Genomic DNA, 19032 nt, shown 5'->3' on the forward strand with positions numbered 1-19032 from the left:
CGCGCGTCAGCTCCGGACGAGCGCCGCGTCGAGGTCCCAGGACACCGGCTCGGGAGTGCGCCATCCCTGGCGCAGCGTCCGCACGGCACGGTCGTACTCGACCAGCACGTCCAGGTAGGGCCGGACGAGCATCTGCACCTGCAGTCCCTCGTGGACCGCCAGCAGCTGGGTCGCCGCCTGGAAGGCCGGGATGCCGATCTGCTCGGCTCCGGTGTCGATGTCCCGCTGCAACCCGAGGGTCAGCTCCTCGACGTACTCCTCGAAGCGCTTGCGGAAGAAGTCGGCGAAGTCGCGTTCGGACGCCGCGATCGTCACGGCCGCGGCCATGACCCGGACGAGGCCCGGGTCGGCGACGTCCTCCGCGAGGGTCATCCGCACGTGCTCGACCGTGCAGCGCGGGACGGTCGAGCGACGGGTACCGCGCATCTGGACCCACCGGTCGTACGTGACCAGGAGGAGTCCCTCCCAGGTCGGGAAGAGCCGTGCGACGACCTCGGGGGCGACACCGCACGTCTCGGCGATCACCGCGGCGTCGACGTCGTGGTACGCGTGCAGGCGGTACGCGCGGATGGTGCCACGGACGATGCGCTCCGCCAGCGGCGCGTCGTCCTCGACGATCCCGCCGCGCATGTCTGCCATCAGGTCATTCCACCTGAAGACCGCTCGTGTGTCTCCACCCCGTGCGGGGGGCACCCGACAGGTGTCGACCGGATCAGCCGACCGTGACCGGCGCGGCGGAGGGCTTCCGGCCCTGCTGCATCCAGACGAAGAACCCGGTCAGGGTGAACGCCCCGTAGAAGACGTACATCAGGCCGGACGCGTAGTACCCGGCCGAGAACAGCAGCGGGACGCCGACCAGGTCGACCGCGACCCAGATCAGCCAGAACTCGACCCACCCCTTCGCCATGCCGTAGGTGGCCAGGACCGAGCCGACGAAGATCCACGCGTCGCTCCACACCGGCTCGTAGGACCCGAGTGCCCGGAACACCGGGGTCAGGACGGCGGTGCCGCCGACCAGCGCGAGCACCAGCAGGGCACGGGTCCGCCAGGAGGCCCACCGCGGCTCGACCACGGTCGTCGCGTCGTCCGCGCGGTGCGTCCAGCGGTACCAGCCGTAGACGCTCACCACGATGAACATGACCTGCCGGCCAGCCTGACCGAGCAGGGTCACCGGGTTCGGGGTGTCGAAGAGCGCCCCCATGAAGACGGTGAACAGGAGCGCGTTGCCGACGATGCCGACGGGCCACGCCCAGACCCTGCGGCGCATCCCGCCGAGTGCGCTGAGCAACCCGAACACGTTGCCGATCACCTCGCGCCAGAGCACGGTCTGGTCGCCGATGACGAGCTGCGCGTCGAACAACCACCGCACGATGCCCATGGGCCCTCCTCGTTCCGAGACCGTGCAACCGTACGGGCACCACACGCATTCCAGCCGCCGCGCGACCCCGCGTGACGTGCCGGTCTAGGCTCGGGCAGCGTGACGGACGGGCTCGTGCAGGACGTGGTGCAGCGCACGCGTGCCGCCCTCGACACCGCCGCTTCGGCCCTCCGTGACGCGGGGGTCCGCGACGAGGCGCTCGGCGAGTACGTCGAACCGCGGGCGGTCCTCGGCATCCGGCGCGACCCGACCATCCGGTCGCTCGGACGCGTGTGGCGCGTCGGCGCCCTGCTGCTCGGCTCCTCGCCGGAGACCGCCGGGCGGGTCTGGGCGACCGGACGGATCACGCGGGTCACCGACCCCGGCCGGCAGCAGTTCGTGTCGGTGTCCGCCGAGGTGCGCCGCGCCTACCGTGCGGCCGCCGCCAAGGGACACTTCGAACAGGGCGACACGGTGAACCACGGTGCGGTGCCGATCCCCCTCGACGACTCGTTGGTCGACGCCGACGGGGTGCTCGCCGTGGTCGACGGCGAACCGGTCGTCCGCTGGTCCCCCACCGCCGGCACCGCCGTGCCGCTCGAGGACTACCTGCGCGACCGGGTCGCCCTGCTGGTCGACCCGCCGCGGGGCGCGACCGACTGAGTCACCGCCGGCGCCGTTCCCCGGCCAGCTGATCCGTCACGACCGCGCGCGCCATCGCGACCAGACCGTTCTGGACGGCACCACGGCTGACCGACCAGAGCGCCGACTCCACCAGCCGTGCCGTGCACCAGGCCGCGATCCGGTCCGCGGCTTCGCCGGTCGCGTCCGCGAGCACGGCGACCCGGTGCCGGACGACGCGCAGGGGGTCGTCCGTGCGGAACGGGTCGTCGACCTGCGCGAGCAACGGGCACAGGTCGTACGCCGGGTCGCCCACCATCGGCTTCGGGTCGATGACCAGCCACGGTTCCCGCGCCGCCGCGAGCACGTTGCCGGGGTTCGCGTCGCCGTGCACGACCACCGACCGCGCGGCGTCGTGCGGCAGGGCACGGAGCAGGTCGACGCCGCGGCGGACGAGCCCGGGGTCGAACGGCGGTGCGAGCTCGTGCATCCGGACCTCGGCGAGCGCCGCCCACTCGGCCGTGACGTCGGCGACGGACTCGAAGGGAGCCTCGGACGGCGCACCCGACGCCCAGAGCCGGGTGAGCAGGCCGGACGCGGTGCGCAGGCGCTCGGCCGCCGGCAGGTCGTCCCGGTCGACGAGCCGGGTGCCGGGGTGGCAGTGCTCGAGCAGGAGCACGAAGGGGTCGTCCGGACCGACGTCGAGCAGGCGGACGGCTCCGGCGCCGTCCCACCACGCGAGCGCGGCGGCCTCGTGCTCGGCCTCGCGGTGCGGGTACGAGAGCTTGAGCACGGCGTCGCCGCCGTCGCGCAGCCGCACGGGGACGACGTGGGAGACGCTGCCACCCGGGTACGGCGTGCCCGGCCGCAGATCCCAGCGCTCGACCGCGCGACGGAGCAGCCCCGGGACGGACGCCCGCCAGTCCTGCTCGGTCGGCCACATGCCCGGAGCGTACCGATCGTGCACGGCGAGCGGTGCGGTGGTGGCGATCCGGCCCTCCCGGCCGACCCCCGGACGGGGTACGCACTTGTCCACCGCAGCACCGACTGCCGATGTGGACCGGCGGGTCTACCGTCTGTTGCGGGCGGCAACGGGGCCGCCCGACGACGAATCGAGCATCATGCGACGACGGATGACCACGCTCCTCGCGACGATCACGGCGGTCGGCCTGGTCGGCGGGCTGGCGCCGGCCCTGCAGGCACAGGCGGCCGTCACGACCAGCGACACCCCGGACTTCGGGAGCAGCGTCAAGATCTACGACCAGTCCACGCCCGTGTCGACGATCCAGTCCGACGTCGACGCGGCCTTCAACTCGCAGCTCCGCAGCACCACCGCGCAGTTCGGGTCGCAGCGGTACGCCTTCCTGTTCAAGCCGGGCACCTACGGCCGGGTCTGGGCGAACCTCGGCTTCTACACGTCCATGGTCGGCCTCGGCAAGAACCCGGACGACGTGACGATCAACGGTGCGATCAACGTCGACTCCGGCTGGAACGCCGGCGACGAGAAGAACGCCACGCAGAACTTCTGGCGGTCGGCCGAGAACCTGTCGGTGGTGCCCGAGAGCGGCACGGACCGCTGGGCGGTGTCGCAGGCGGCGCCGATGCGTCGCGTCCACGTCAAGGGCAACCTGACGATGGGACCGTCGAACCAGGACGGCGGCCAGGGGTACTCGTCCGGCGGCTACATCGCCGACTCGAAGGTCGACGGCACCGTCACGAGCGGCTCGCAGCAGCAGTGGTACACGCGGAACTCCACGCTGGGCAGCTGGCAGGGCGGCAACTGGAACATGGTGTTCTCGGGGGTCCAGGGCGCGCCGGCGAACGACTTCTCGAAGAGCTACACCACCCTGGGCACCACGCCCGTCACCCGTGAGAAGCCGTACCTGTACGTCGACTCGTCGAACAAGTACCACGTGTTCGTGCCGTCGCTGCGGACGAACTCCGCCGGGGCGACGTGGCCGAACACGCCGGGGACGGACATCCCGATGCGCAACTTCTACGTCGCGCATCCCGGTGACAGTGCGGCGACGATCAACAGCGCGCTGGCGCAGGGGCTGAACCTGTTCTTCACGCCGGGCACGTACCAGCTGGACGCCGCGCTGAACGTGACGCGTCCGGACACCGTCGTCACCGGCGTCGGCTTCCCGACGCTCGTGCCGACGAAGGGCAACGCGGTCCTGACCAGCTCGGACGTCTCCGGCGTGAACGTCTCGAACCTGGTCCTCGACGCGGGGACGACGAACAGCGCGCAGCTCGTCCGACTCGGCACGAGCGGCTCGCACGTCGACCACGCGGCGGACCCGCAGAGCATCCAGGACGTGTTCTTCCGCGTCGGGTCGAGCATCCAGGGCAAGGCCTCGACCACCCTGCAGGTGAACGCGGACGACACCCTGGTCGACCACATCTGGGCCTGGCGTGCCGACCACGGCGGAGCGGCGACGGGCTGGAACGTCAACACCGGCGCCACCGGCGTGGAGGTGAACGGCGACGACGTCCTCGCCACCGGGCTGTTCGTCGAGCACTACCAGCGGTACGAGGTGCTGTGGAACGGCAACCGGGGGCGCACGATCTTCTTCCAGAACGAGATGCCGTACGACGTGCCGGACAACGCCTCGTGGCAGAGCCCGACCGGCGCCGGGTACGCGGCCTACAAGGTCGCGTCGGGCGTGACCAACCACGAGATCTGGGGCGGCGGGGTGTACTGCTTCTTCAGCACGAACCCGTCCGTGCACGCCGACCGGGCCTTCGAGACGCCGACCACGTCCGGCATCCGCGAGCACGGGCTCGTGACGGTGTCGCTCGGGGACACGGGCACCATCTCGAGCGTGATCAACGGGGTCGGCGGGGCAGTTCCGACGCCGGCCGGGAACACCGCGCCGAACCGGCTCGTGTCGTACAACTGACGCTGCCGTCCAGCGGCACTGGGGCCGTCGACGACACCGTTCGTCGGCGGCCCCCGGTCGTCGGCGGTGGCCCAGTCGCACGACATGCCGTCCGCGCACGTTCCGGTCGCACGACGTGCCGCGTGAGTCGAAGCTGAACGGCATGTCGTGCGACCAGGACGCACGGCGGCACCGCGCCCGGCAGCACCGCGCCCGGCAGCGGCCGCGCCCGTCGGGGCACACGGCCGTCAGCCGGTCGACACGCACCGCCGGTAGCGTCCGGGCATGGCACCCGAGCGCGGCAGCACCGGACGCACCAGGCTCGTCCTCCCCGGGCAGTACGGTCCGCTGTTCGACGACGGCGGTCCCGCGCTCGTGGTCGAGGCCCGCGAGTTCTTCACCGCACGGCCGGTGCACCGGGCGAAGGCCCACCTCTGGCTGAGCGCCCTGCGGCACCGGGTGCGCGAGCTCGGCGACCGCGCCGAACACGCGCGGGTGGACACGCTCAGGGAAGCCCTCGCGGACCGCGACGGCCTCGACGTCGTCGACCCGCCGTCCCGCGTCCTCCGCACCGAGGTCCGACACTGGAGCAGGGGCATCGAGATCCTCCCGAGCCGCGGCTTCATCACCGACGAGGCCGACTTCGCCGAGTGGGCCGCCGAGCGCACCGGCCGATTCCGGATGGAGACGCACTACGAGCGGGTCCGCCGCCGCGAGGGCTGGCTCATGCACGCGGAGCAGCCGGTCGGCGGGAAGTTCAGCCTCGACGACCAGAACCGCGAACCACCGCCCAAGGGGGCGACGACGCTCGGGCTGCCCGATCCGTGGTGGCCGACCGAGGACGAGATCGACGACGAGGTCCGCCACGACCTCGACCGCTGGGAGCACGACGGGCTCGTCCACTTCGTCGGCAGGGACGACACCCGTCGCTTCGCCGTCACCGCCGACGAGGCCCGGCAGGCCCTCGCCGACTTCGTGCAGGTCCGGCTCGGCGACTTCGGTCCGTTCGAGGACGCGACGCTCACCAACGACTGGACGATGGCGCACTCGCTGCTCAGCGTGCCGATGAACCTCGGCGTGCTCGACCCGTTCGAGGCCGTCGAGGCAGCACTCACCGCCCACCGCGACCACGACGCCCCGCTCGCGAGCGTCGAGGGCTTCGTCCGCCAGGTCGCCGGCTGGCGGGACTACGTCTGGCACGTCTACTGGTGGTTCGGCGACGACTACGGTGCCGAGGAGAACGCCCTCGGTGCACACGAGCGGCTCCCCCGCTGGTGGCAGGAGCTCGACGCGTCCGAGATCGACGCGGTCTGCCTGTCCACCGCCATCGAGGGGCTGCACGACCACGGCTGGCTGCACCACATCCAACGGCTCATGGTGCTCGGCAACTGGGCGCTGCAGCGGGGCTACGACCCGGTGCAGTTGACCGAGTGGTTCACCGACGTGTTCGTCGACGGCACCGACTGGGTCATGCCCGCGAACATCATCGGGATGTCGCAGCACGCCGACGGCGGGATGGTCGCGACGAAGCCGTACGCGTCCGGTGGCCGGTACATCGACCGGATGTCGGACCACTGCGGCGGCTGCCGCTACGACCCGACGAAGCGGCTCGGCGAGGATGCCTGCCCCTTCACCGCCGGGTACTGGGCGTTCCTGTCCCGCACCGAGCCCGCGCTGCGGGACAACGCCCGCATGATGCGCCCGCTGCAGCAGATGCGGAGGCTCGCGGACCTCGACGAGGTGGTCGCGCAGGAGGCGCGGCGCGACACGCCCTGACCGGCCGCGGTCCGTCACGCGGCCACGTGACGGACGGGAGGCGCGGTGTGGGCCCGCCCCGTGCCTCCCGTCCGTCGCCCGGTCGCCGGGTCGCGTCGGTGGAGCAGGGCCTGTCGGGGCACCACCGTCCACCCGACGGTTCCTGCTCCACCGCGCGAGGGAGGCGCCCGCCCGGAGCGCACCGGTAGGGTCGGGCTCGTGGCCAGCAACGACGCATTCGACGACCGCTACGACCTGCGCGAGTTCGCGCCGACGACCGACGACCAGGGCGCTCCGACACCGGAGACCGAGGCGTGGATGCGCGCCGTCGGGCTCGGCTTCCACGAGCCCCACCCCGATGCCGAGGGCGCCGCGCGGATGGCGTCGCACTTCCTCGAGGACCAGGAGACGTTCCTCGGCGTGTACCTGCGCGAGCCGTTCCCCGGCTCGGTGGACGAGACGTGGCCGGCCGGCACCTTCACGTGGTTCCGCAAGCGTCTGACGTGGGGCGAGGGCGCGGCGATCGACACCCAGGCGATCTCCGCCGTGACGGTCCGGCCGACCGAGCGCCGTCGCGGGATCCTCCGCCGGATGATGACGCACGCGCTCGAGCGCGGTGTCGCCGAGGGCTACGCCGTCGCATCGCTCACCGCCTCCGAGGGCACGATCTACCGCCGCTTCGGCTTCGGCTGTGCGATCCGTGAGCGCGCGGTGACCGTCCGCCGCGAGCGGGCGCTGCCGCTGCTCGCGCCGACCACCGGCACCGTGTCGATCGTCACGCCGGAGTGGCTCGCCGAGGGCACCGGACGCGCCGTGTTCGACCGGTTCGACGCACGCACCCCCGGCTCGATGGTCCGGAACGCCGGCACGTGGCCGATCGTCCTCGGGCTCCGCGACGGCGAGGGCCAGCCCGCGAAGGACGTCCGCGCCGCGGTGCACCGTCCCGACGACTCCGACGAGGTCGACGGCTACGTCACCTGGCGGGTGAAGGAGGGCAAGGGCGACACCGTCCTCGAGATCGTCGACCTGGTGTACGCGACCGATGCCGCGTACCTGTCGCTCTGGGAGTTCCTGCTCTCGATCGACCTGAACGACGTGGTGCGGTACTCCCGGTCGCGGCTGGACGACCCGATCGTCGCGGCGCTCGGCGACAACCGCGCGTACGACGTCGAGCACGAGGAGGACCACGTCTGGCTCCGGGTGCTCGACGTGCCGGCGGTGCTCACCAGCCGGCCGTACGCCGTCGACGGGTCGCTGACGCTCGCGGTCTCCGACGCGATGGGCTTCGCATCGGGCACCTACCGGCTCGACGTCGTCGACGGGCAGGGCACGGTCGCGCGTCTGTCCGACGGAGACGACGGCGAGGCCGACCTGCGGCTCGACGTGGCGGACCTCGGTGCCGTGCTCATCGGCTCGGTGTCACCGGTCACGCTCGCGGCGGCAGGGCTCGTGCGTGCGGCGGACCCGGCGGCGCCGGCCCTGCTCCGGGCGATGCTCACGCCGGCCCGGACGCCGCACGGGATCACGTACTTCTGATGCCGGACGGCGGGCTCGCGGCCGCGGTCGGGCGCGCGCGACAGGCAGTGGCCGTCCTGGCCTCGCCGACGCTCCGGGCCGCGGTGGTCCGTGGCGGGACGCTCGACGACCGGACCGCGGCGTCCGTGGCGGCGTTCGACTGGCTCGGCGACGACGGGCCGGACAGCGCCGTGCTCGGTCGGACGGCGAGGGACCTGCAGCGCCTGCAGGGCGTGGCGGCGCTGCTCGAGTTCGGTCGGATCGAGCGGATGCCCGTACCGGAGGACCAGCGGCACCCACTGTCCGTGCGGATCGTCGGCATCGTCGGCGACCGCCTCGGACGGGCGCGGACGGTCTCGGAGCGCGAGCTGAACGCCGCCATCGCGATGTTCTGCGCCGACGTCGCGATCGTGCGGCGCGACGCGGTCGACCTCGGCGTGCTCGAGCGGACGGACGACGGCGCGGCCTACCGCTTCGTCCGCTGAGCACCGGCGGCAGGCTCCGCGCTCGCCCGGGCAGACCCGACGCCTACGCCCGGCGGCGCACCCGGGGGTCGACGAACGCGTACACCACGTCGACGATCACGTTCGCGGTGACGATGAGGAGCGCCGAGAACACCGTGAACCCGACGACGACCTGCAGGTCGAGGGTGTGCACCGCGTCGATGAGCAGCGCGCCGAGGCCCTGCATCGAGAACACCTTCTCGGTGATGACCGCGCCGCCGAGCAGCGACCCGAGGTCGAGCCCGAAGAGCGTCACCACCGGCAGGATCGCCGTCCGGAGCCCGTGCCGCACGACGACCTGGCGCTCGCGCAGGCCCTTGGCCCGAGCGGTCCGGACGAAGTCCTGCGACATCGACTCGAGCATCTCGCCACGGGTCAGCCGAGCGTAGATCGCCGCACTGATGAACGCGAGCACGCACCACGGCAGCACCAGGTGCGTCGCCCAGCCGACCGGGTCCTCGGCGAAGGGCACGTAGCCGCTCGTCGGGAGCCAGCCGAGGGTGAAGCCGAACAGCAGGATCGCGAGCAACCCGATCAGGTACGCGGGCGAGGACACCCCGGCGACGGCGACGGTCATCACGGCGCGGTCGGCCAGGGTGCCCCGCTGCAGCGCGGACACCGTACCGCCCGCGACCCCCGCGACGAGCCACAGCACGGCGGCCCCGACGGCGATCGACGCGGTCACGGGCAGGCGCGACGCGATCAGGTTCGTGACGCTGTCGTGCAGCTGGAACGAGTACCCGAAGCACGGCGCCGCACACGTGATCGTGGACGCTCCGGAACCGAACGTGCGACCGGTGAAGATGCCGGCGAGGTACGCCCCGAACTGCGCGAACCACGGCTTGTCCGTCCCGAGGAAGGCCTGCACGTCCGCCAGCCGCTCGGGCGTGCACGGCTTGTCGCAGATCGCACGGGCCGGGTTCGTCGGCAGCAGCATGAACAGCGCGTAGGTGATCGCCGCGACGACGAACAGCACGATGACGGCCCCGAGGATCCGGACCGCCAGGAAGCGGACGGTGCTCACCGGTCGCCTCCTCGCGGGTCGAGGGCGTCGCGCAGGGCGTCACCGAGCACGTTGAAGGCCAGGGTGATGAGGAACAGTGCGGCTCCGGGGAAGACGAGGTACATCGGGTCGGTCTGCACCCAGCCGATCGCGTCGCCGATGCTGCGGCCCCACGACGGCGTCGGCGGGTTCACGCCGACGGCCAGGAAGGACAGCGCGGCCTCGGCGCCGATCATCGACGGGATCGAGATGGTCGCGTAGACGGTGATGGTCGCTGCGAGGTTCGGCAGCAGCTGCTTGCGGATGACGTGCCAGCGTCCGGCACCCATCGCGGTCGAGGCGACGACGTAGTTCCGGCTGACGAGCGAGAGCGTCTGCCCCCGGACGACGCGCGCGACCGAGGGCCACCCGAAGAACCCGATGACGAGCACGACGAGCAGCGGCTTCGGGAACGACGTCGGCACGACCGCGGTCAGCGCGATCATGAAGACCAGGGACGGGAACCCGAAGATCACGTCGACCACGCGCGACAGCACCCGGTCGTACCAGCCGCCGAGGAACCCGGTCGTGACACCGACGAGGACCCCGATCACGATCGACATCGCCGTAGCGGCGAGCCCGATGCCCAGCGAGGTCCGCGCGCCGTAGGTCACGATCGCGAACAGGTCACGCCCGGTCAGCGGCTCCACGCCGAACCAGTGCTCGCCGCTCACCCCGCCGGCAGCGCCGCGGGGCGCCCCGAAGTCGTTCAGTGCGTCGACGTTGTAGCTGTACGGGTTCTGCCCCGTCACGGCTGCGATGAGCGGCGCGGCGATCGCCACGACGACGAACACCGCGATCACGACCGCGGCGGCGACCGCCCAGCGGTCCCGACGGACGCGGCGCACCACGGCACGGAACCCGGTGGTCCGCCCGGCCGACGCGGAGACGGGCCGGTCGACGACGTTCGCGGTCACGAGACCACTCCTTCCCAGGCACGCCAGGCCTCGCGGCGGGCCGCCTGTCGCGCGGGATCGGCGACGGGGGCCGCCGCGAGCAGCATGCGCGTGTAGTCCTGTTGCGGGTGGTCGAGCACGGCTGTGGTCGCACCGCCCTCGACGACGCGGCCGTCTCGCAGCACGACGACGTCGTCGGCGAGCTGTCGCACGACGGCCAGGTCGTGGCTGATGAGCAGCATGCCGAAGCCGAACTCGTCCTGCAGGTCCGCGAGCAGGTCGAGCACGGCGGCCTGCACGGTGACGTCGAGGGCACTGGTCGGCTCGTCGGCGATCACCAGGGCCGGGCGGAGCGCCAGTGCCCGGGCGACGGCGACGCGCTGTCGCTGCCCGCCGGACAGCTGGTGCGGGAACCGCTCGGTCCACGACGGGTCGAGCTGCACCGCGGACAGGAGCTCGCGGGCGCGGGCAGCCCGCGACGCCGGTGTGCCCTCGCCGTGCACGAGCAGCGGCTCGGCGATGCTCCAGCCGATGGTCTGTCGCGGGTTCAGCGACGACGCCGGGTCCTGGAAGACGATGCCGACACGGCTGCGGAGCTCGCGCAGGCGCTTCCCGCGTGCGGTGCGCAGGTCGTTGCCGTCCACCTCGACCGAGCCGTCGACGACGGGGACGAGCCCGGCGAGCGCGCGGCCGATGGTCGACTTGCCGGACCCCGACTCCCCCACCAGACCGAGCGTGCGACCGGCGACGAGCTCGAGGTCGATCCCGCGCACCGTCGGGTCACCGCGCCGGGTGTAACGCACGGCGACGTCGCGCAGGCGCGCGACCACGGCACCCGGCGCGTCCGGTGCGTCCGGTGCGTCCGGTGCGTCCGGTACATCCGGCCGGGAGGCACCACTCGCGTCGTCCGCCGCGCCCGCCCCCGGCGCGGGCCGGGTCGCGCTGTCCGCAGCCGCTGCGGCGGACGCGGGTCGTGCCTCTCCCCGCGGGCTCGGCCGTCCCGCCGCTCCGCTGACTCCGCGGCGCGCCGGGACCGGCCCGAGGGGGCCCAGGGCGGGGACCGCGGCGAGGAGCTCGCGCGTGTAGTCGGCGCTGGGGTGCGCGAAGACCTCGGCGACCGTGCCGTGCTCGACGGGGTCACCGCGGCGCATGACCAGGACCTCGTCGGCGACGTCCGCCACCACACCCATGTCGTGCGTGATGAGCAGGACGGCGAGGTCGCGCTCACGGCCGAGCCGACGCAGCAGGTCGAGGATCCCGGCCTGCACCGTGACGTCCAGCGCGGTCGTCGGCTCGTCGGCGAACAACGCGACGGGGTCGCCCGCGAGCGCCATCGCGATCATCGCCCGCTGGAGCTGCCCGCCGGACAGCTCGTGCGGGTAGGCCTTCCGGATCCGGCCGGGGTCCTGGAGCCCGACGGCCCGGAGCAGCTCGTCCACGCGGTCGGCGACGCCCGCCCGGTCCAGGTCGGTCGGGTGTGCCCGCACGGCCTCGGCGACCTGCGTGCCGATCGACAGCACGGGGGTGAACGAGTTCATCGGTTCCTGGAACACGACCCCGATGCCAGCACCCCGGACGGCGCGCAGCTCGTCCGCCGAGGCACCGATGAGCTCGGTCCCGCGGAACCGGGCGCTGCCCGACACCCGGGCGGCGGGTGGCAGGAGTCCGAGCACGCTCATGGCGCTGACCGACTTGCCGGAACCGGACTCGCCGACGAGGGCGAGCACCCGGCCGGGCGTCAGGGCGAAGGAGACGTCACGGACGACGGGCTCCGCGTCGCCGAACGCGACGCGGAGCCCCTCGACCTCGAGCAGCGGTGCACTCACTGGGCGAGCGAGACCTTGAGGTAGTTCGGGTACGCCGGGAAGTCCGCGATGCGGAAGTTCTCGACGTTCGAGCCCGCCAGGAAGGACTGCTTCGCGTAGATCAGCGGGACGACGGGGGCGTCCTCCATGATGCGACGGTCCGCCTGCGCCCACAGCTCCTGCGCCTCGGACTGGTCGACCGTGCCGGTCGCCTTCGCGATGAGGGCGTCGACCTCGGGGTTGCTGTACTTCGAGACGTTGTACCCGCCCCCACCGATCTCCGACGAGTCGTAGAGCGGCTGGATGTTGGCGTTCGCGCTCGGGAAGTCCGGCTGCCAGCTCGACAGCGAGAGGTCGAAGTCGGTGCCGTTCGTGGTCGCCTGCGTGAACGAGTCGTAGTCGAGCGGCTTGAGCGTCACCGCGATGCCGGCGCGCTTGAGACCGGCCTGCAGCGCCTGGGCCTGCGACAGGTACGTCGGGTCGTTCTGCGTGACGAGGGTGAGCGACAGGTCCTCGGCACCGGCCTCCTTCAGGAGCGCCTTCGCCTTGTCGACGTCGCCCGTGGCGTTCGTCTCGTACAGGTCGTAGTCCTTGCGGCCCGCGATCCCCGGGGTGATGAGGGTCGAGGCGTACTCGCCGGCGAGCGCACCGCCCGCCGCGATGCGGAAGGACTTGCGGTCGACGGCGTACTGCAGCGCCTGGCGGACCTTGAGGTCCTTGAGCTGACCGCGCTGCGTGTTGATCGCCATGTAGGTGATCGGACCGGCCTTGCTCGTCGCGAGGCGGTCCTGCGCGGCCGGGTTGGCACGCACCTGGTTGAGCTCAGCGGCACCGAGGTAGATCGCGCCGAACGAGTTCTTCGCGTCACCGTTGTCCGCGATCAGGCTCTGCGTCGTGGTCGACGCGTCCTGGCTCTCCTTGAAGACGATCTTCGACGGACCGGCGGTGCGGATCGCGTCGGTCTTCGCGCTCCACTCCTCGTTCCGGACGAGCGTCACCTGCGAGCCCTGCGTGTTCGACTCGATCTGGTACGGGCCGCTCGACACGGGCTTCGCGTCGTAGGCGCCGGTGTCCGTGCCCTCGCCCTCGGGGACCGGCGCGAACGCCGGCATCGAGGCGAGCCACGGCCAGTCACCGTACGGGGCGTCGAGCTTGAAGACGATGGTCTTGTCGTCCGGGGTCTCGATGCTGTCGAGCGTCTTCCCCTCGAAGGGGCCCTGGTAGTCGGAACCGCCGACCAGCAGGGACTTGTGGTAGCTCAGGCCACCGGTGAGGTTCGGCGCAAACGACCGCTCGATCCCCCACTTGATGTCCTTCGTGGTGATCGGCGTGCCGTCCTGGAACTTCAGGCCGTCCTTGAGCGTGTACGTCCAGGTCTTGCCGCCGTCGCTCGACTCACCCGTGGTGGTCGCGAGGTCCGGTACGACCTTCGCGGTCTTGCCCGGCTGGACGTCCCAGGTGGTGAGACGGCGGGCGACGAGCCCCATCGACGTGATCCCGAGGCTCTGGCTCGTCGCGGGGTCGAAGTGGAGCGCGGTCTGCGGGGTGAGGATGTTGAGCGTGCCGCCCTTGCTCGTGCCGGTCGACGCGTCGTCGGAGGCTCCGCCACCGGTGCAGCCGGTGAGCACCAGGGCTGCTGCGGCGGCGACGGCCGCGGTGATCATCAGGCGCTTGGGGCGGTGCATGGTGTGCTGCTCCTCGTGGGGGTGTTCTGGGGTCTGTGTGCTGGGCACGGAGCGGTCGTGCGGTGGGACAGGACGGCCGGCCGGTGCTCCCGGTTCGGGTGGCCGGGCGGTCCATGGTCGCACCGGTCGATCGGCGGGACCGAACGCCCGCGGGGTCCGGACGACACGCAACGCAACATTGCATGACGCAACAGCACAACGTCCGGGCTCCGAACGTATTCCCGCGGTGCGCGCCACGACCGGGTCGGCTCCGGCGCGCGGTGACGACCGCCTCCGGACGGGAGGCGCGCGACCCGCCCGTCAGACGGTGACCGTCGTCCGCGCGGCTCGTCCGGCGACCGCGGCCACCCCGAGCGCCGAGCCGAGGAACACGACGGCGAGGATCCCCCAGCCGGCGGTCCCGAGGTCGACGGCGGTGAGGGTCACCACGGTGGGGGCGATCATCGCCGCGACCGCGTACCCCGTGCCGTACACGCCCTGGTAGGCGCCGATCCGCCCGGCCGGCGCCAGCTCGAAGCTCAGCGCCCACCCCGCCGCACTCGAGGTGATCTCGGCGAGCGAGTGCGCGACCGCCGCGACCACGAGCACCCCGGCTGCGACCGCCACGGGCACCCAGTCGTCGCCCCGGACCCAGCCGGCCGCGGCCCAGAGGCCGCACGCGAGGACCATCACCCAGCCAGCGTGCCGCATCACCCGCGCTGCCCCGGCGACGGTGTCGGTCCCGCGGCTCAGCCGGACCTGCAGCAGGACGACGATCACGGTGTTCACGAGCAGCAGTGGCGACACGAGCACGTCGGGCGCGACGGTGTGCTGCACGACCCAGATCGGCACGCCGACCTCGAACAGGCCGAACTGCATGCCGAACAGCCCCGTCAGGGCGGTCACGGTGAGGAACCGCACGTCTCGGTAGGGACTCCGGTCCGCGGGGTCGGGGCGGACGATCGTGCCGGTGTCCGTGCGGCTGACGGGGGCCGCGTCGACGCGCACCGCCGGGAGACCGGCGACGAGGACCGCCGACGCCAGGAACAGCGCGCCGGACAGGACCATCGTCACGCGGTAGGCCTCGCCGGTACCGATCGCGAGCGGGACCGCGGCGAGGGCGGTCCCCACACCGATGCCGACGTTCGTGACCGTGCGCATGGTCGCCCGGACCCGGACGCGCTCGGAGCCGGGGAACGCCCGGCCGACCGCGGCGCTCCGCACCGAACCACCGCCCTGCTGCGCGAGCGTCACGACGGAGGCCGTCGCGATGAGGGTCGGCAGGTCGTGGACGAGCACGTAGCTGATGAGCGCGAGGCCCTGCACGAGGTGCAGCCAGACGAGCATCCGCCGCGCGCTGAACCGGTCCGCGAGGTGCCCGAACACGAGCGACGCGGCAACCCCGACCGCCCCGGCGACCGTGAGCCCGAGACCGACCGCGACGGCGGGGATCCCGACGATCGTGATGAGGTACAGCGAGGTGAGCGTGAAGAAGGCACCCCGGCCGAGGGTGTCCACCAGCGTGACCGTGAGCAGCCGTCGGAGGGTCGGGTCCTGTCGGACGAGGGTGCGGATCGGGACCGGTTGCGCGGTGGTGCTCACGCTCCTGTTCTCGCACCCCCGCCAGGCTCCCCCGAACAGATGTAGCGTCAGGCTTCATGATCCGGTACCGCCTCGATCCGACGGACGTCTCGGCGGTGCGCTTCGGGATCTCGCCACTGTCGGAGTTGGGTCTGGGGCTGCGCGCCTTCCGAGCGCCGGAGCGGTACCCGCTGCAGCGTCCGTGGCTCGGGCGCATCGCCGGTGTGCTGCCCGTCCTCGACCGGCCCGTCCTCGCCGGCCTGGTCGACGAGCGCCGGTGGGTCGCGGACTTCGTCAACCCCCGCCCGGAGTCACCCCTCGGGTCGTTCGACGACGAGCTCCGAGCCCTCACCCGGATCTCCCCCGCGCGGCTCCGCACCGACCTCGAGCGGGTGCACGGCACTGTGCCGGACGCGTTCCTCGGTCGACACGAGGACGTCGTCGACCGGCTCGTGCGGGCGCTCGCGACGACGTGGGAGCTCTGCTTCGCGCCGTACTGGCCGCGCATGCGCCGCGTGCTGCAGGCCGACGTGACGCACCGTGGCCGGATCGCCGCGCACGAGGGCGTCGGCGCGGTGCTCGGCGGCTTGTCGGAGTCCGTGCGCTTCGACGGGCGGCTCCTCGACGTCCGCCTGAACAGCCCGATCGCGCGTGACCGCCCGGTGCAGGGCGAGGGACTGACACTCGTGCCATCGGTGTTCGTCGTCAGCGCGTCGACCCCGATCGACGACGACCTGCCGCCGACCGTCATGTACCCGGCGCGGGGGCAGGGTGCGATGTGGTCGACCGCCTCGCACCCGGACGCCGGTGCCGTCCGTGACCTGCTCGGAGCCACGCGCGCCGCGCTGCTCGACGCACTCGGCGAGCCGGCGTCGTCGACCGACCTCGCGATGCGCTTCGGGGTGTCGACGTCGGCCGTCAACCAGCACCTGCGCGTGATGGAGCGCGGCGGACTGCTCAACCGGACCCGGTACGGTCGGGCGGTCCTGTACTACCGCAGCACCGTCGGCGACGCGCTCGTCCGACGGGAGTGAGCGCGTCGCCGGCGGGCGTCAGCGGTCGAAGAGTCCGCCCAGGAAGTCGTTGCCCAGGTTCGACGCCTGCTCCCCCAGCCCGGACGCCTGCTCACCGAGGCCGGACGCCTGCTCGCCCAGTCCGCCCAGGAACTGCTCACCCTCGGCCGCGAAGTCCTCGACGCCGCCCCCCAGGTCGGTCAGGCCGAGGTCGCCCATGCCGGACGCGATGCCCTCGAAGTCGACGCCGAGGTCGGCGGCACCAGCAAGCACGGGTGCCGCGGCTGCGCTGACGACCGCGCCACCGGCGACCGCCACCGCGAGTCCGCCGAGGGCCATCGCTCCGGCACCGACGGCAGCACCACCGGCGAAGGCGCCACCCCGACTGCCGCTCTGTCGCCCGGAGCCGCCGAGCACGCGGCGGATGAGCCCGGGCCGGGACATCTCTCCGCGGGTCATCGCTCGCGCCATGCCGCCGGACGAGTCGTCCCGCAGGTGCTCGTGCGGCGGGAGCTCCGAGTTCAGCCGGTCGCGCACCTGCTGCCGCTGCGCCGGGGTGAGCCGGGCGAAGGCGTCGTGGTGCACCTGCTCGATCTGGTCCGGGCTCGCCGTCCGGAGCAGGTAGTCGTACTTCGCGAGGGCGACCTTGTCCGGATCCGCCTGCCCGCGGTGCTGCTGCGCCCGACCGTACTGCTGATGTCCGTACTGCTGCGGCTGCTGCTGGCCCGACTGCTGCTGCGAGCGGTCATCGCCCGTCAGCTTGTCCGCGGCGCTGCGGACGATGTCGCGCCAGTCGGTCCCACCCCGGAGCCGTGCGGGTTCTGCTGGTTGCCGGCGGCGCCGTTCCCCTGCGCGCGCTGCTTCTGCATCTGCTTGTCGATGACCTTCGAGGCCATGCCGAGGATCCGGTTGAGGTTCGCCATGATCCAACCTTTGTGATCACACATGTGAGCACTCAGCGACGGAGCAGTGCGCCACCCGTCGATCACGTCCGAGAGCGCTGTGAGCGCCCGACGCCGGCCTCCGCACCTCCGCGCCGAACCACGATTCCGACTTCGAACCACCGACCGTGCCCGGTTCGATGTCGGGAACGTGGTTCGAACCGGAGCGCCAGCGGCGAGAGAGACACCCCGTCGGTCAGGACAGCAGGCGTGCCAGGAACGCGTTGCGGAACCGCCCCGTCGGGTCGGTGTCCCGCGCGAGCGCCGCGAAGTCGTCGAGGCGCGGGTACGCCTCGTGCAGGCGTTCGACGCTCGCCGCGGAGACCTTGCCCCAGTGCGGCCGGGGGTCGAAGGGCGCGAGGAGCTCCTCGATCCGCACGACCACGGCAGCCACCGCCTCGGCGTCCCGTCGGAAGGTGAAGTGCAGCCCGACCGACTGCCGTCCCGACGAGGGCGCGAGCCACGCGGTGTCGGCCGCGATCGTCCGGACCTCGGCCGCGATGAGCAGCGGCGCGAACACCGACTCCAGCGGGCGGAGCGCCTCGAGTGCGGCGACGGCGTGCTCCGCGGGGATCAGGTACTCCGCCTGGATCTCCGCACCGGTGGACGGCTCAAAGGTCGATCGGAAGTGCGGGAGCCGTTCGGCCCAGGGACCGGGGACGCCGCCCTGCTCGGTGACACTCGCGGCGTCGTTCTCGCCCGGGTGCACCGGCCCGTCCGCACGGCGGGCGCCGAGCGCGACGAGGTCGACCGAGGGATCCGGCTCGTCCACGCGGTGCTTCGTCCAGACCTGGCGGGCACCCCGGTCGTCGAAGGACGTGAACATCGACACCGAGTAGGCGTCCGACATCACCGCGTCGAACTGCGCCGTCACGGCGTCCCACAGCAGGTCGAGGTGCACGGTCGTGGCGACCTGGAACGTCGGCTCGATCGCGAGCTCGACCGCGGTCACGACCCCGAGCGCGCCGAGTGCCACCCGGTGCGCGTCGAGGGCGCCGTCCGGCGACGAGCCGTCGACACGGACCACGTCGCCGGAGGCGCGGACGAGCTCGAGACCGATGACCGCCTGCGCGAGCGACGGGTTCCGGACGCCGGAACCGTGCGTGCCGGTGGCGACCGCGCCCGCGGTGGAGATGTGCGGCAGGGAGGCCAGGTTCGCGAGGGCCCAGCCCCGCGCCTCCAGACCGGACGCGACCTGCGCGTGCGTCATGCCGGCGGCGACCCGGACGACCCGCCGGTCGGTGTCGACCTCGAGCACCGGCGGCATGTCGGTGAGCGTCACCTGCACGGCGTCGGTGTCGGCGATCCCGTTGAACGAGTGCGTCGAGCCGAGCGCCGTCAGGCGCGGGGTGGCCGCGACGAGCTGCTGGAGCGCCGCCACCGAGGTGGGACGTTCGAGCGCGGAAGCACGGTAGGTGACGTTCCCCGCCCAGTTGGTGCGGGTCGTCGCGGCCACG

The 19032-nt window shown here is 72.5% G+C and carries 17 protein-coding genes; 6 read left to right on the plus strand and 11 right to left on the minus strand.

The window, feature by feature from the left end:
* Positions 1-6: 6 nt before the first annotated feature.
* Both DEJ22_RS11725 and pnuC read right to left on the minus strand, forming a co-directional pair.
* A complete protein-coding gene (locus DEJ22_RS11725; RefSeq protein WP_146241785.1) occupies positions 7-639 on the minus strand; it encodes a TetR/AcrR family transcriptional regulator in 633 nt (210 codons plus the stop codon).
* A 73-nt stretch (positions 640-712) separates the two neighbouring features.
* Positions 713-1378 (minus strand): nicotinamide riboside transporter PnuC, encoded by a 666-nt coding sequence (gene pnuC, locus DEJ22_RS11730; protein ID WP_111227843.1) that lies wholly within the window; start codon positions 1376-1378, stop codon positions 713-715.
* A gap of 99 nt (positions 1379-1477) precedes the next feature.
* Here pnuC and DEJ22_RS11735 point away from each other — a divergent pair, with 99 nt between their 5' ends.
* Positions 1478-2020 (plus strand): hypothetical protein, encoded by a 543-nt coding sequence (locus DEJ22_RS11735; RefSeq protein WP_111227842.1) that lies wholly within the window; start codon positions 1478-1480, stop codon positions 2018-2020.
* A 1-nt stretch (position 2021) separates the two neighbouring features.
* Here DEJ22_RS11735 and DEJ22_RS11740 read toward each other — a convergent pair whose 3' ends face one another.
* Positions 2022-2921, minus strand: a complete 900-nt coding sequence (locus DEJ22_RS11740) for an aminoglycoside phosphotransferase family protein (protein ID WP_111227902.1) — start codon at positions 2919-2921, stop codon at positions 2022-2024.
* Positions 2922-3111: 190 nt separating this feature from the next.
* Here DEJ22_RS11740 and DEJ22_RS11745 point away from each other — a divergent pair, with 190 nt between their 5' ends.
* The 4 genes from DEJ22_RS11745 (at position 3112) to DEJ22_RS11760 (ending at position 8615) form a co-directional block, all read left to right on the plus strand.
* Positions 3112-4881 carry a pectate lyase-like domain-containing protein gene (locus tag DEJ22_RS11745; RefSeq protein WP_111227841.1) on the plus strand — a complete coding sequence of 590 codons (1770 nt, stop codon included), beginning with the start codon at positions 3112-3114 and terminating at the stop codon, positions 4879-4881.
* A gap of 264 nt (positions 4882-5145) precedes the next feature.
* Positions 5146-6636: a cryptochrome/photolyase family protein gene (locus tag DEJ22_RS11750; protein WP_111227840.1), complete on the plus strand. Its 1491-nt coding sequence runs from the start codon at positions 5146-5148 to the stop codon at positions 6634-6636.
* Between the two features lie 198 nt (positions 6637-6834).
* Complete coding sequence (locus DEJ22_RS11755; RefSeq protein ID WP_111227839.1) at positions 6835-8151, plus strand: GNAT family N-acetyltransferase; 1317 nt, start codon at positions 6835-6837, stop codon at positions 8149-8151.
* The gene (locus DEJ22_RS11760) at positions 8151-8615 is read left to right on the plus strand and encodes a DUF2087 domain-containing protein (protein ID WP_111227838.1); all 465 of its coding nucleotides are present in this window, start codon (positions 8151-8153) and stop codon (positions 8613-8615) included. The genes DEJ22_RS11755 and DEJ22_RS11760 overlap by 1 nt, the downstream gene beginning before the upstream one ends.
* 43 nt (positions 8616-8658) lie before the next feature.
* On the opposite strand, the gene DEJ22_RS11765 is transcribed toward DEJ22_RS11760, so the two are convergent.
* The 5 genes from DEJ22_RS11765 to DEJ22_RS11785 form a co-directional block, all read right to left on the minus strand.
* Entirely contained in the window at positions 8659-9657 is a 999-nt protein-coding gene (locus DEJ22_RS11765; RefSeq protein ID WP_111227837.1) for an ABC transporter permease, read from the minus strand.
* Positions 9654-10592: an ABC transporter permease gene (locus tag DEJ22_RS11770; RefSeq protein ID WP_111227836.1), complete on the minus strand. Its 939-nt coding sequence runs from the start codon at positions 10590-10592 to the stop codon at positions 9654-9656. Before DEJ22_RS11770 ends, DEJ22_RS11765 begins: the two co-directional genes overlap by 4 nt.
* Positions 10589-12397: a dipeptide ABC transporter ATP-binding protein gene (locus DEJ22_RS11775; RefSeq protein ID WP_111227835.1), complete on the minus strand. Its 1809-nt coding sequence runs from the start codon at positions 12395-12397 to the stop codon at positions 10589-10591. The genes DEJ22_RS11770 and DEJ22_RS11775 overlap by 4 nt, the downstream gene beginning before the upstream one ends.
* Positions 12394-14061 carry an ABC transporter substrate-binding protein gene (locus DEJ22_RS11780; protein ID WP_111227834.1) on the minus strand — a complete coding sequence of 556 codons (1668 nt, stop codon included), beginning with the start codon at positions 14059-14061 and terminating at the stop codon, positions 12394-12396. The genes DEJ22_RS11775 and DEJ22_RS11780 overlap by 4 nt, the downstream gene beginning before the upstream one ends.
* A gap of 300 nt (positions 14062-14361) precedes the next feature.
* Positions 14362-15642, minus strand: coding sequence for an MFS transporter (locus tag DEJ22_RS11785; protein WP_181430943.1), 1281 nt, complete (start codon positions 15640-15642; stop codon positions 14362-14364).
* Between the two features lie 56 nt (positions 15643-15698).
* Here DEJ22_RS11785 and DEJ22_RS11790 point away from each other — a divergent pair, with 56 nt between their 5' ends.
* Positions 15699-16655, plus strand: coding sequence for an ArsR/SmtB family transcription factor (locus tag DEJ22_RS11790; RefSeq protein WP_111227832.1), 957 nt, complete (start codon positions 15699-15701; stop codon positions 16653-16655).
* 18 nt (positions 16656-16673) lie between these two features.
* Here DEJ22_RS11790 and DEJ22_RS11795 read toward each other — a convergent pair whose 3' ends face one another.
* From DEJ22_RS11795 to DEJ22_RS11805, 3 genes are all read right to left on the minus strand, one after another.
* Positions 16674-17219 carry a hypothetical protein gene (locus DEJ22_RS11795; protein WP_258379683.1) on the minus strand — a complete coding sequence of 182 codons (546 nt, stop codon included), beginning with the start codon at positions 17217-17219 and terminating at the stop codon, positions 16674-16676.
* 170 nt (positions 17220-17389) lie between these two features.
* Complete coding sequence (locus DEJ22_RS11800) at positions 17390-17557, minus strand: hypothetical protein (RefSeq protein ID WP_258379682.1); 168 nt, start codon at positions 17555-17557, stop codon at positions 17390-17392.
* A gap of 214 nt (positions 17558-17771) precedes the next feature.
* Positions 17772-19031: an FAD-binding protein gene (locus DEJ22_RS11805; RefSeq protein WP_111227901.1), complete on the minus strand. Its 1260-nt coding sequence runs from the start codon at positions 19029-19031 to the stop codon at positions 17772-17774.
* Between the last annotated feature and the right edge of the window lies 1 nt (position 19032).

It is taken from the genome of Curtobacterium sp. MCSS17_007 (assembly GCF_003234175.2).
In the GTDB taxonomy this organism is placed as follows: domain Bacteria; phylum Actinomycetota; class Actinomycetes; order Actinomycetales; family Microbacteriaceae; genus Curtobacterium.